Raw genomic sequence first — 14,106 nt, forward strand, 5'->3', positions numbered from 1 at the left:
CACCGGCGTCGCAGCGGCGCACCACGATCTCGGAATCGTGCCGGGCGCCGATCTCGGCGATGCGCGCCGCGGCGGCGGCCGAACCGCCGGACCGGCTGATCACCGTGATCCGGCCCGCGCCCGCGGCGGCGAACTGCTCGCAGAGGTCGAGCCCCACCTTGCCGGTGCCGCCGACGATGACGACCTCGCGCAGTTCCTCCCCGTGCGGCGGAATATCACCCGCGGTGTCGTCGAGGATCAGCCGTTTCGCGTAGTAGCCGCCGTCGCGCACGGCCAATTCCGGCTCCCCCGCGATATGGATCGCGCCGAGCAGCGCCTTCGCCGCCGCGGCGGCATCGGTCCCGGTGCCGAGATCGGCGTGCCGGAAGGCGACGCCGACGTGTTCGGCTGCCAGACAACGGAATCCGGCCTGTGCGGCGGCATGGAACGGATCCGGTAGATCGGCGTCGACGACCTGTTCGCCGCCGCTGGTCACCAGCCAGATATCGCCGATGCCGTCGAGTTCGGCCAACCAGCCGCGGTCGCCGAGGAATTCGGACACATCGCGCACCGGACCGTCCGGCGACGCGGGCGGGGCCAGCACCACCAGGGTGTCCGGCCGCGCGCCGGTACCCGGCTCGATCACCGTGGCGCCCTGGCGGGGCGCGGCCGCGCGGACGGCGGCCGCGAGTTCGGCATGGGCGCCGCTCGGATCGACCACCGCGAGGGTCCGCGGCGGCACCATCGTGCGCCGCTGCAATCTGGTCCAGGTCTCGAGCACCCGCTGCGGCGCGACCGTGGAATCGTCGGAATCGCCTCCGGCGGTGCTTTTTTCCGCAGTGCGAGCGTAATCGAACGGCGCCCACAGCGATTTGGCGCTCATCTGCGTATTGGGGAAATCGAGCAGCGGCAGCGCGGGCACACCGCCGTCGCCCGGTTCGCGCAGCGCCTCCCACCGATAGTTCGCGTCGTGCACCGCGACGGTCGCCAGATTGCGGGTGAACTCCCGCAGATCCTCGGCGGTGCGGCGCGAGGTGCCCAACGTCTGAAATTCCCGCTGCACCGGAATTTCCGACAGGTTCTCCTGAATCGCGAGCATCAGCGTCGGATGTTCGGAGATCTCGATGAAGGTGCTCGCCCCGGCGTCCACGGCTTTCCGGATCGCCAGGTCGAAGCGCACCCGGTTACGCAGGTTCAGATACCAGTAGTCGACGATGGACAGACCCGGATGGAGGCGGTCGCCCATGGTGGCGCCGATACAGTCGATCTCGGTGTCGATGAAGGCGTGGTTGTCCATGTCCGGACCGACCGTGGCAGCCAGCAACTCGCGCCCGGCACTCACATAGGAGGTGTGCGCCGGATATCGGACGCGAATCTCTTTGGCGAATTTCCCTGCGGCATTGAGTGATTCGACGATGGTGACGACGGCGTCGCGTTCCCCGGAGATCGCGATGATGTGGCGGGAGTTGATCACCGACAACTCCACGAAATCGGCCTGGCGTGCGATCAGGTCCTCGCACTCGTCGCGGTCGATGCCCAGCACCGCCATGGAATAGCCGCTGAGCTGACGGTCGTCGACGATCCGCGCCCGGGTGGTGACGATCCGGACCGCGTCCCGCAGGGTCTGCGCCCCGCTGACGTAGGCGGCGGCGATCTCACCCTGCGAATGCCCGACCGTCACACCCGGGCCGACCCCGGCGGCCTGCCACATGGCCGCCACACCGACCATCTGCACGAACAGCGCCGGTTGCACGGTCAGCGCCTTGTCGTCGGCCTCCTGCCCGGCCTCGAGCAGATAGGGGCGCGGCGACCAGCCGTAGAGATCGTGAAAGACCTTGTCGCACTCGTCGACAGCATCGCGATAGGCCGACGAGTGCTCGTAGAGCATCGCGCCCATGCCGGGGCGCTGGCTGCCCTGGCCGGGAAAGACGTAGGCCACGCGCTGCGCGGTCGCGGCGCGCTCCGATCGCACCACCGCCGGATGCGGTCGGCCGTCGGCGACGGCACGTAGCGCGGCGATCACATCGGTCTGCGCATCCGCCATCACCACAGCGCGATGGCGGCGCGGTGAGCGGGTGCGAAACAGCATGTCGGCCAGGCGGTCCGGAGTCACCTCGGGATGGTCGCCGAGGTAGTCCGCGACGGCGGCCGCCTCCGATCCCAGCAGGTCCGGGTTGTCGCTGGACAGCAGGATCGGGACGCTGCCGTCGGGCAGGCGGTAGCTAGACATGACTCTCCTCTTCGGCCGGAATGGCCAGCAGCGCATGAGCATTCGTGCCCGACACCCCGAACGACGACACCGCCCCGTAGCGCACGCCGTCGTGCGGCTGCCAGTGCTCGAGTTTCGCCGCCAGCCGCAAGCCGGTCGCGTCCCAATCCACCTTGCCGGTCGGATTGTCGGCGAAGCGGGTCGGCGCGATCTGTCCGTGCAGACCGCTGAGCAGCACCTTGATCAGCCCGAGCATGCCCGCCGCCGCCTGTGCGTGGCCCAGATTCGATTTCACCGAGCCCAGGCGCGCGGAGCCCGATCCGTAGACGCGGTCCAGCGCCTCGAGTTCCAGCGGATCGCCGACCGCCGTCGCGGTGCCGTGGCCTTCGATCATGCCGACGACCTCGGGTGAAATATCCGCTGCCGCAACCGTCGCGCGGATCAGTCGCTCCTGCGCGCGGCTGCTCGGCACGGCGATCGGCGCTCCGGCGCCGTTGTGGTTGACCCGGGTGGCGAGCAACCGGCCGTAGATCCGGCGACCGGCCGCGCGGGCCCGCGATTCGCGTTCCAGCACGACCACCCCCGCGCCCTCGCCCCAGAGCGTGCCGTCGGCGGCATCGGAATACGGTTTGCACTGCCCGTCCGCGGCCAGCGCGTTGTTCTTGGAGAATTCGAAGAACGCGGCGGGCGAACCCATCACACAGACCGCACCGGCCAGCGCCCACTCACATTCCCCGGCGCGGATCGCCGCCGCCGCCATATGCAGCGCCGACAGTGACGAGGCACAGGCGGTGTCGACCACGATCGACGGGCCGCCGAGGCCGAGGCAGTTGGAGATCCGCCCGGCCACCGCTCCCAGCGCCGCGCCGGCCGCACGATAGCCCGAATAGTCGTTGACCTCGGCGCTGTGCGGACCGTATTCGGTCGGCGAGGCGCCCATATAACAGCCCACCTCGTCACCGTCGACGGCCGCGGGATTGATGCCGGCGTTCTCCAGTGCCCGCCAGGCCACCCGCAGCGCCACCCGCTGCTGCGGATCCATCGCGACCGCCTCGCGCGGTGTGATGCCGAAGAACATCGGATCGAATTCCGCTGCGCGATCGAGAAATCCGCCCGCGTCGCGGACCGCGGCCCAGCCGTCGTGGCGCGACAGGTTCAGCAGTTCGGCGAGCGGCCAGCCGCGGTCGCGCGGGAACGGCCCGGTCAGATCGCGGGCCTGCGACAGCGCCGCCCAGTACTGGCCGGGGGTCTCGATGCCGCCGGGCGCCTCGACGGCGAGGCCGCTGACGACGATGGGATCCGCATCGCTCACGCTGTCGTCTCCATCTCGGCGACGAGCAGCTCCGCGATGCCTTCGACGTGGTCGTGCAGATAGAAGTGGCCACCGTCGAATATCGATACCGCCAGCTGCGATTCGGTGTGCTGCTGCCAGCCGTAGAGGTCGCCCATGGTGACGTACTCGTCGTCGCTGCCTCCCATCGCCTGCACGGGAGCCTGCACCCGCACGTCCGGCGGGCAGGTATAGCGGTCGAAGGCGGCGTAGTCGGCCTTCAATGCGGGCAGCGCCATCCGCATCAGGTCGCGATTGCCGAGCAGATCCGAGCCGGTGCCCTCCAGCCCGGCCATATGGTCGAGCAACTGTTCGTCCTCGGTGGGATGGTTGGGCATCTCGGCCACCCGCGACGGGGGAACCGCACCCGAGACGGCCAGCAATCGCACCGGCACGCCTTCGGATTCGGCGATGCGGACGAATTCGAAGGCCACGATCGACCCCATGCTGTGGCCGAGCACCGTGATCGGCTCGTCGCGGTTCCACGGTGAGAGCGCGAACTCGTCGAAGGCGCCCTCGGCGATCTCCGGCAGCGTCCGCAGCGCGGCCTCGCGGGCGCGGTCCTGGCGGCCGGGGTACTGCAGCACACCGACGTCGAAATGGTCGCGCAACTGCTTCGAGAAGGGCCGGTAGGTCGATGCGCCGCCGCCCGCGTGCGGGCAGATGATCAACGGTGCGCGCGCCCCGCGCGGGGCGTGGAACTGCCGGATCCAACCGGGTGCTGCCATGCTCGTCTGACTCCTCATATCTGTCACTGCCACATCCGCCGCATCACCAGCAGGCCCTGATCCTCGTCGTCTAGCACGGTGGTGTCGGCGACGGTGCGGTCGGGCCGTTCGGCGATGGCGTGCAACGTATTCCGGAACGCGGTCTCGATGATCCGGGCGTCGTCGGCCTCGAAACTGTCCTCGGCGTAGAACACCACTGCCCGCACTCCGTCGCCGGGTAGCAGGGAATTGGCCGGGAAGATCATCAGCAGCAGCGCGTTGTCGGTGGCGCCGCCGCCCTCGAACGACACCAGCTCCAAACCGCCCTCGCGCAACGAGGTTTCCAGTTCGTCGCGGCCCGGCGGATAGGACTGGAAGACGAACATGCTGTCGAACAGCTTGCGCGCCGCCGGGCCCGACCGTCCCGCCGCCCGCATCGCCGAGGTGAGCCGGTACTGGTGGTACTCCATGAGATCCACCCGATGCCGCTGCATCTCGGCGAGATGGTCGCGCCAGGTCCGGTCGCCGGCCAGGTCGATCGCGACCGGAACGGTGTTGGCGAAGCAGCCGACCGCATGGTCGACGCCGTCGAGGTCGGCGGGCCGGCCCGACACCACCTCACCGAAAACCGTTGCCTGGTCGCCGGTGACGTATCGCAGCGCGTTGGCCCAGGCGAGCTGGCAGACCAGGCTGAAGGTGGCGCCCTGCTCGGCGGCCATTTCGGTGGCACGCGCGACCGTGTCGTCGTCGAGAACGAACGTGCGCCCCTCCGGTACGCCGCCGCTGTCGGGCGTGCGTGCCGGGGCGACGAGGCACGGTCGCACATCCTCGAGGTAGTTCCGCCAGGCCGCCTCGGTGGCCTCCTCCCGGTCCCGGGTGAGGCGCAGGAAGCGCGCGAAGGTATCCGGATCGCCGAGCGGCTCGCCCCCGCGCCCGGCGTATTCGGCGAAGATCTCCCGCGGCAGCAGCTGCCCGGACCAGCCGTCGGTCAGTAGATGGTGCGAGGTCAGCACGACCGTGTGCCGGTTGCCGGGCAGATGCACCACGGTGACCCGCAGCAGCGGACCCTGGGTGAGGTCGAAATGTTCCGCCTGGTCGGCCCGGAAGAATTCGTGCAGCCGCTCCTGCGCGTCCGGCAGATCCGCGAAGTCGATCTCGCGCACCGGAATGCTCATGTGGTCGGCGACCACCGCATAGGGCTGTCCCGCATGCGACACCGAAATCGACACGCGCAGATTGGGATAGCGGTTGAGCGCGGTGTCGAAGGCCGCGGACAGCCGCGGCAGGTCGAGTTCGCCGCGGACCCCGATGAGCGTTTGCACGTTGTAGACGTCGTTACCCGCGGAGCCGAGCGCGGTGAAATACAGACCGGCCTGCAGCGGGGCCAGCGGGTGGATGTCCACGCATCCGCGATACAGCGCCTGCCAGCGATCCAGATCCGGCTGGGTCACCTCGTCGGCGACCACGTCGCTGGGCGTGAGGCGGCGAATCGGGTTGTCGCGCACCGTCTTCACGAGTTCGCCCAGACCCTCGGCCCACAGCTGGGCCAGTTCGCCGGCTTCGTCCTCGGACAGCGGGCCCGCCGGGAACCGGAAGGAGGCGTGCAAACGCACACTGTCGCCGTCGGCCAGTGCCACGGTGTTGACGTCCAGCAGCGCCGGGGCCGGCATGGCCGGATCCGCATGACCACCCAGATAGCCGAATTCCGGTGCGGCGTCCCAGGTTCGGACCGAGTCGCGGTCCGCGGCGGACTCGGCGAATCGGCCCATGTAATTGAAACTCACCTGCGGCGAGCGTGAACCGGCCAGCTCGGCGCGGGTATCCGGGTTGAGCCGGCTCAGCAGTCCCCAGCCGATCCCCGATTCGGGCACCGCGAGCAGTTGCTCCTTGACCGCCTTCACCGCGGATTCGACCTGCTCGCCCGCCTCCGGAATGCGCAGCGAGACCGGGTAGGTGGTGGTGAACCAGCCGACGGTGTTCGCGAGATCCACTCCGCTGAAGAGGGTTTCGACCCGGCCGTGTCGTTCCATCGTCACCGCGACCGCATCCGCGTCCCGGTCGCGGCGGCGGCGGAAGCGATGGATCGCGACCGCGAGCGAGGCGACCTGGATGTCGAGAAAATCGCAGCCGAAAGCCGTTGTGGCCGTGCTCATCAGGAACGCGGTGTCGTCCGCGTCGAGGGTGGCGGTGACCTCACGCACGGTCGCGACGGTGTCGACGGCCGGATCCAGGGCGCGACTGCCGAGCAGCGGATCCACCGCTTCTACGGCCGCGCGCCAGTACGGCAGCGTCGCGAGGACGGCGTCGCTGTTCGCCTCCTGCGCCAGGCCGGTGTTCCAGGTCTTGACCGAGGTCCCCGGCTGCGGTTCGACCGTCGTGGCCGCGACACCCCACAGTCCACGCAGATCGTCGTGCAGCACACGCCAGGACACACCGTCGACCACCAGGTGGTGGACGACCAGCAGCAGCCGCCCCTGGGTTCCGTCGGCGGAGTGCACCCAGGCGGCGGCGAGCATGCGGCCCGCGCCGGGGTTCAGCTGCGCGCTCAGCTCGGCCAACTGCGCATTCAGCTGCGCACCCGCGGTGCGGTCCCAGTTCTCGTCATCGATCACGACCTCGGCGAAAGCGGGCGCGACGGTCGGCTCGTCCGGTTCCGGGACGTAATACGCCGTGGCGCCCTGGGGATCGGTGCCGAGCCGGGCACGCAGCATCGGATGGCGTGCGGCCAGCGCCGAGACGACCTCGGCGATCTGCTCGCGAGTGCTGTGCGCGGGCGCGACGACCGCGGTGGCCTGGGTGTAGGAGCGGTAGTCGTCGGATTGTTCGGTGAGCAGCGCCGCGATGGGATTGAGCGGGATCCAGCCGGCCGGGCTCTCCGCCTCGATCAGGGCCGGGCCGCTGCTTTCGGCGATCGGCTCGCACGCCGCGGCGATGCGGGCGATCGTGCGCGCCTCGAACAGCGCGCTGGTGGTGATCAGCAATCCGTACTTCTTCAACGCCGACGCCATCCGGATCGCGCTGATGGAATCGCCGCCCAGGGAAAGGAAATCGTCGTCGGCCGCCAGCGCGGTGGTATCGCCGAGGTGCAGCACCGCGCGCACCACCTCCGCGACCGCGGTTTCGGCGCCTTCGCGCAGTTCCCGCCCGTGCCCGGTGCTGCCACCCAGATCCGGCTGCGGCAATGCGCGGCGGTCGAGTTTGCCGTTGGCGGTCAGCGGCAGTGCCGCCAATTTCACCAGTGCCGTGGGGATCATATATTCCGGCAGGCGTTGCGCCAGTGCGGCTTTGATGCGCTCGGTGTTCTCGGCGTCGCCGGCGGTGGCGAACTCCGAATTCGCCTCGGGCACATAGTAGGCCACCAGCGCCAGGTCGTGGCTCGGCTCGCCCTGCGGCACGGTGATCGCGACGGCGGAGGCGATACCGGGCACGCGGCGCAGCACGGTGCCGATCTCACCCAGCTCGATGCGATGTCCGCGCACCTTGACCTGATCGTCGACCCGGCCCAGATATTCCATGCGGCCCTGCGAATTCCAGCGCACGATATCGCCGGTGCGATACATCCGGGCTCCGGGCTCACCGGCGAACGGGCATGCCACGAAGGCCCCGGCGGTCAGATCGGGGCGGCGATGGTAGCCCTGGGCCAGCTGCACGCCGCCGAGGTAGAGCTCACCGATCACACCGGGCGGCACCTGCCGCAGCCGCTCGTCCAGCACGTAGACCGACGAATTCCATTCGGGCAGGCCGATGAGCGCCGGTTCCAGCGCGGCGCCGGCCGCCCCCTCGGTGTTCGTCCGCCCGGCGAAATCCTCGTGCATGAGGTCCATCGACCCCTCGGTGGGGCCGTAGAGACCGAGCACCGTACCGCCGAAGAAGCGGCTCGATTCCTCGACCAGCGCCGGCGGCACCGCCTCGCCGCCCAGGTACACGTAGCGCATGGATTGCAGCCGCGCCGCGTCCGGCCCCGCATCGATGAAGGCGCGAACCACACTGGGCACCAACGAGATCTGCGTGATGCGGTGCCGGTGGATGATATCGGCGAGCGCCTCCACATCGGCCTGCCACCACTGCGGCGGCGGCAGCACCGTCGCCGATCCGGTGCACAGCGCGTTCACCAGCTCGAAGACCGAGACGTCGAAGCCGATCGGCGCCTTCTGCAGGATGCGCTCCTCGCCGAAGCCGAGGTAGTCGCGCATCCACTGCACATGGTTGGCGATACCGCGGTGGTGGATGACGACGCCCTTCGGGCGGCCGGTGGTGCCGGAGGTGTAGAGCAGATAGGCGGGGTCGAGCGGATGCAGGGGCCGCGGCAGCTCGGCCGGCGACAGCTCCGAGCCGTCCAGCGCGGACAGCCGTTCGATCACCGACGTACCGCTGAGATCGATTGCCGCGACATCGGTTTCGAGATCGATCTCGCTGTCGGCCGACATCAGCAGCAGCGCCGGCTCGGCATCGCCGAGCATGTACTCGATGCGGTCGAGCGGATAGCTGGGGTCGATCGGGAAGTACACCGCGCCGACGCGCAGCACCGCCGCGAACGCGATCGGCAGCCGCTCACTGCGTTCGGCGTAGACGCCGATTCGGTCGCCGGGCCGCACGCCCTCCGCCAGCAGCAGGCGCGCGAGCCGGTTCACCCGGCTGTCGAATTCGCGGTAGGTCAATTCGATATCGCCGAACACCACGGCCGTACGGTCCGGGTAGGTGCGCGCGGAGGCGCGGATCATCGCGTCGGCGGTCTCCGCCTCGATCGGCACCGCGGCGCCGTGCGACCACTGCGCCAGCGCCTTACGATCGGTCGGCGACAACGTGGCGAGCTCCGATACCTTTCGGTCGGCGGTCGCGGCGGCGAGCACGAGGTCGATGTATTCGTGCAGGCGATCGATCGTGACGAGATCGAAAAGATCGGTGCGATAGGTGATCTGGACGTCGGTTCGATCACCGTGCATGAAGGTCTCCACCACCAGCGGCAGCAGGGCCGCGCCGTTGTCCATCAACTCCCAGCTAGTGGTGGCGCCCGGAAGCTGGGGGCCGTCGATCTTCTGGTGCAGGAACAGCACCATCGTGTCGAACAGCTGGGAACCGACGTTGCCGGTCGCGGCGTTCACCGCGCGGACGATGCCTTCCTGCGGAAAATGCTTGTGCCCGAACGCGCCGGTGACCACGCCGCGCACCTGCTCGACCAGCTCGGCGAAGCGCTGATCGTCGCGGCCGGCGATGCGCAGCGGGAGCATATTGCCGAGATTGCCGATCAGCAGTTCCATCCCGGACTCTTCGCGGTTGGCCACGGTGGTGCCGATGACCATGTCGGTGCGCCCGGTCATCTCGCGCAGCGCGACATAGTAGGCGGCGAGGAAGACCGAGAACGGGGTGGTGCGCAGGTCGGCGGTGAGGCGGCGCAGCGTCGAGTCGGCGGCCGCGCTCAGCGGGCGATCGCGGCGGGCGCCGCGTTCGGTGGCCGCCACCGGGCGGCGATCGTAGGGCAGCTGCAGTTCCGGAAGCTCACCGTCGAAGCTGTTGCGCCAGAAGCGAATATCCTCGGCATGGTCGTCGGCGGCGAACCGGTCGGCCTCCCATTCGGCGAAATCGGCGACCTGCAACCGCAGCGGCGCCACCGTGACCGGGCCGGTCAGTGCCTGCCGGTAGAAGTTCTCCACGTCCCGCGAGAGCGCGGGCAGTGTCATACCGTCCCACGCGATGTGCTGAATCACCACCACCGCGACCAGTTCACCGGCGGATATGCGAACGAAGGTCACCCGCAGCGAGGACTCCGATGTGAGATCGAAGCTTTCGCGGGCCGCGGCCTCGGTCAGCTCACGCAACCGCTGCCGGGCCTGCTCCTCGGCGAGACCGGACAGATCCTCCTCCACCAGCCGGGGCGGCAGATCGGAATGGATCCGCTGATAGGGCTCACCGTCCTCATCGGTGTGATAGGTGGTGCGCAGCACCTCGTGCCGCTCGACGAGCGCGGCGAAGGCCGTGCGCAGGGCGCCCACATCGATCGGCTCGGCATCGGCCGCGCCCTCGAAGGTCAACGCCAGGCACAGGTTGTAGGCGGAGCTGCCGGGCGAAATCTGCTGATGCGCCCACACGTAACGCTGTCCGAACGACAACGGCGCCCGTTCCGGATTCCGGCGCACCGGCACGGCCGCGGCGGTGGCCAAACCCTCCTCGGCGAGCCGAGCGGCCATCGCTACCTGCAGGTCTTCCAGCGAACGCATCTGACGAACCAATCTGTCTACAACGAAAACTCGGGGCCTGTGCTGCGGTGGCTCAGTTCCCCGCCGAGGCGAGAGCCGAATCGGCCTGTGCCGAATCAGGCTGGGGCACCGGCACTTCGGCCAGCTCCAGCAGGATTCGCGAGACCTGCGCCAAGCGACCCGGGATGGTTTCGTCGGCCTGCAACCGCGCGGCGATGCGGCGCACCGTCCGGCCAGCGAATACCGCGGTGACACCGAATTTCTCGACCGCGAGCAGTCCGCGCACCTTGGCGGTCAGCGTGGTGGCCAGAATCGAATTGCCGCCGATCTCGAAGAAATCGGTTTCCACACCGACGGTCTCGACACCGAGAATCTGCGCCGCGATATAGGCCAGCGCCGCCTCGACCTCGTTCGCCGGCGGCACCGCGGATGCGCCGGCATCGGGCGCGCCCGCCTCCACCAGCCGCCGGATCGCCGCCCGGTCCATCTTCCCGTTGGGAGTCAGCGGGATCTCGGAGACGGTTTCGATCAGGTCCGGAATCATCTGGGCGGGAAGCAGATCCCGCAGCGCGGCCCGCAGTTCGTCGGCGGTGACCGCCGCGCCGGCCCGCACCGCGGCCGCCAACCGGCCGGAACCGGTCACCAGCGCGACGGCCTGCTGCACGGACGGCAGTGTGGTCAGGGCGGTTTCGACCTCGCCGAGTTCCACGCGATAGCCGCGGATCTTCACCTGATGGTCGGCGCGACCGAGGAAGTCGACGGTGCCGTCGGGCAGGTAGCGGGCCAGATCGCCGGTGCGGTACCACCGCAGGCCGCCGTACTCGACGAAACGCTGCGCGGTGCGTTCCGGATCGCCGCGATAGCCGTCGGCCACACTGGTTCCGCCGATCCACAATTCGCCGACGACCCAGTCGGGACAGTCCTCGCCGCGCTCGTTCACCACGCGCATCGCCACATTGGCCAGCGGCGTGCCGTAGGGCACCGCTGCGCGGCCGGCCGGGAAGTTCTCGGTCACTTCGCAGACGGTCGAATGAATCGCGGCCTCGGTGGCTCCGCCCAGACCGGCGAAACGCAGGCCGGGAACCAGGGCGCGCAGGCGATGGGCGAGTTCGGCCTCGACCCGGTCGCCGCCGGTGACGACCACCCGGAGGCTGCGCAGGTCCTGCGCGTCGGCCGAGTCCAGCAACATCCCGATCAAGCCGGGCGCGCAATTGAGCACGCTCACTTCGTGTTCGGCGATCAGCCGGGCCCACGCCCGGGCGTCCCGCTCGATTTCGGCGTCCACGCACACCAGGGCACCGCCCAGCGCGAGCGGGGCGAAGATGTCGAAGACCGACAGATCGAATTCCAGTGACGACAGGCCCAGCAGGCGAGCGTGCGCGTCCAGGCCGAAATACGCCGCGAGGGCGTCGACGGTGTTGGCGGCCGCCCGATGGCTGACCTCCACACCCTTGGGCTCACCGGTGGATCCGGAGGTGAACAGCACGTAGGCGACGGCATCCGGATCGCTGGCGTAGGCGCGATCGAGGCGACGACCCGTCAGCGCGGTGCTCAGTGCGATCGGGGTGACATCGGCCGGCAGGTCGAGCGCCGCATCGGTGAGCGCGACCCGGGCGCCCGCGCGGGCCAGAATGCGATCGCGTCGCGCGCGCGGCTGACCGGTGCCGATCGGCACGTAGGCCGCCCCCGCGGCCAGCACACCGAGTACGGCCGGAATCTGCCGATGCCCCTTGGGAACGATCACCGCGACGGTATCGCCCGGCCGCACGCCGGCATCGGTGAGCGCGGCGGCCACCGCGAGCGCCTGATCGGCCAGGTCGCCGTAGTCGCAGGCGCCGCCGCGCCGGCGCAGGGCCTCGGCTTCCGGCTTGCGACGGGCCCGGTCGAAGAACTCACCGTGCAGGGTGCGCGCCCGCCAGTCGGTGAAGGTGTCGTTCACCCGCTCGCGCACCGCGCGCTGCCGCACCGGCAGGTCGATCGACAGCGGTGCGTTCCAGTCCGCGCCCGGCTCGGCGAGGGTCAGCAGCAGGCGGCGGAATTCGGCGAACATCGCCGCGACCACGCCCTCGGGCATGGCGTCGCGGCGCGCATCCCAGTTGACCAGCAGTCCGCCGCCCAGTTCGGCGACCTGCGCGTCCAGATCGACCTGCGGGCCCTGCGACAGAATCCACACCGGCTCGCCGAACAGCGCGGTGACCCGATCGGAGAAGAGCTCACCCAGGTCCAGCCCCGAGGTGAACACCACCGACGGCGTCACCGGCCCACCACGCGACCGGCCGAGATCACGCAGCACATCCAGGCCCTCGTATACGGAATGCACGGCGCAGGTGTGCAATTCGCGCTGCAGGCGCTTGGCGCGGGCGACCATCGATTCCGGCTCGCGGGCATCGACGTCGACCAGCACCGAGTTCGTGAAATCACCCACCACGCGGTCGATGTCGTCGTGCAGCGGCTCCCGGTCGAACAGCGGGACGTTCAGCAGGAAGCGCTGCCGCGCGGACCAGCGCGCGATGGTCTCGGCGAACACCGTGGCCAGCGCGACCGCCGGGGTGACGCCGTGGCTGTGGGCGAGTGTGTCGAATCCGGCCTTGGCCTCGGGTTCGAACCAGTGGTGCAGCCGGATGCTGCGGCTGGGATCGGTGCGCTCGTCCTCGGCCAGGACCGGCAACGACGGGATATCGGGCAGATCGGCGAGCCGCCCCTCCCACCAGGCCTTGGCCGCCGAATTGTCCGGCGCGTGGCGCGTTCTGGCGTCGAGATATTCGCGGAAGGTGTAGCCGACGGTGTCGGCCGGATCGGCGTCGCCGTCGTACAGCGCGGCCAGATCGTCGAGAATGCGCCGGTAGCTCAACGCGTCCGCGGCGAGCATGTCCACATCGACGTGCACGCGGTGGGCGCCGTCGGGCAGCAGAGTGAGGGTGATGTCGACGACCTGACCGGATTCGACATCCATCCGCTGATGACTCTTGGCCTGGCGCAGGCGTTCCAGTTCCGCGTCCGGATCGTCGGACGTGCGCAGGTCCTGCACCCGGAACACCGGGAGCAGCGGCTCGGGCAGCACGCGCTGTGTGCCGGCGTCGGTGAACTGCACCCGCAACTGCGGATGGCGGCGTACCAGGCGGCCGACCGCGCGGCCCATCCGATCGGCTTCCAGGCCGCGGCCGTCGAATTCGACGTAGAGATGGGCGGCGACACCGCCGAGCCGCTGGTCCTGGCGGCGACCGACCCAGTAGGCGTGTTGCATGGTGGCGAGGGCGAATTCCTCGCCCTCGGTGAATGCCGCACCGTCGGTGGCAGAGTCGGCACCGCTGTCGGCGGGGGCCGGTTCGGGGGTGGCGCCGAGCAGCTCGGCCCATGCCGAGATCGTGGGTGAGAGCGCGAGTTCGGAACTGCGGACCTCGTGGCCCTGTTTGCGCCAGCGACCGGCCAGTCGCATCAGTTTCATCGAATGCATGCCCAGGCCGACCAGATCGTCGTCGTATCCGATCGATTCGGGTTGGATCCCCAGCTCCGCCGCCACGATGTCACGAACGTCAGCCTTGCCGAGCATCAGACAAACTCCTCACCGGCCGGAAATCGGGCCTCACCACCTACTTCAAAGGCTAGGCTTGCCTAACCTGGAAGCATAGTAGCCCACAGCCTCCATCTACCGTAGGGGTGTGGTTTGGCTAACCTAACCCAGCTACC

General features: G+C 69.3%; 5 protein-coding genes. All 5 read right to left on the reverse strand.

What is annotated here, in order from left to right; all coding sequences use genetic code 11:
• A partial coding sequence (locus tag A5780_RS18755; RefSeq protein ID WP_064909118.1) for an acyltransferase domain-containing protein occupies window positions 1-2,209 on the reverse strand: 2,209 nt, incomplete at its 3' end.
• Window positions 2,202-3,500, reverse strand: coding sequence for a polyketide synthase (locus A5780_RS18760; protein ID WP_064909119.1), 1,299 nt, complete (start codon window positions 3,498-3,500; stop codon window positions 2,202-2,204). The genes A5780_RS18760 and A5780_RS18755, both read right to left, overlap by 8 nt.
• Window positions 3,497-4,246: a thioesterase II family protein gene (locus A5780_RS18765; RefSeq protein WP_064909120.1), complete on the reverse strand. Its 750-nt coding sequence runs from the start codon at window positions 4,244-4,246 to the stop codon at window positions 3,497-3,499. The genes A5780_RS18760 and A5780_RS18765 overlap by 4 nt, the downstream gene beginning before the upstream one ends.
• Window positions 4,247-4,269: 23 nt before the next feature.
• Window positions 4,270-10,440 (reverse strand): non-ribosomal peptide synthetase, encoded by a 6,171-nt coding sequence (locus A5780_RS18770; RefSeq protein WP_064909121.1) that lies wholly within the window; start codon window positions 10,438-10,440, stop codon window positions 4,270-4,272.
• Window positions 10,441-10,492: 52 nt separating this feature from the next.
• A complete protein-coding gene (locus tag A5780_RS18775; RefSeq protein ID WP_064909122.1) occupies window positions 10,493-13,969 on the reverse strand; it encodes a non-ribosomal peptide synthetase in 3,477 nt (1,158 codons plus the stop codon).
• Between the last annotated feature and the right edge of the window lie 137 nt (window positions 13,970-14,106).

Source organism: Nocardia sp. 852002-20019_SCH5090214 (assembly GCF_001665865.1).
Lineage (GTDB): Bacteria > Actinomycetota > Actinomycetes > Mycobacteriales > Mycobacteriaceae > Nocardia > Nocardia nova.

Bases quoted from the DNA above. Each gene is read 5' to 3' on its own strand.
- A5780_RS18765 (WP_064909120.1), bottom strand. From the start codon at position 4,246: ATGGCAGCACCCGGTTGGATCCGGCAGTTCCACGCCCCGCGCGGGGCG.
- A5780_RS18770 (WP_064909121.1), bottom strand. From the start codon at position 10,440: ATGCGTTCGCTGGAAGACCTGCAGGTAGCGATGGCCGCTCGGCTCGCC.
- A5780_RS18775 (WP_064909122.1), bottom strand. From the start codon at position 13,969: ATGCTCGGCAAGGCTGACGTTCGTGACATCGTGGCGGCGGAGCTGGGG.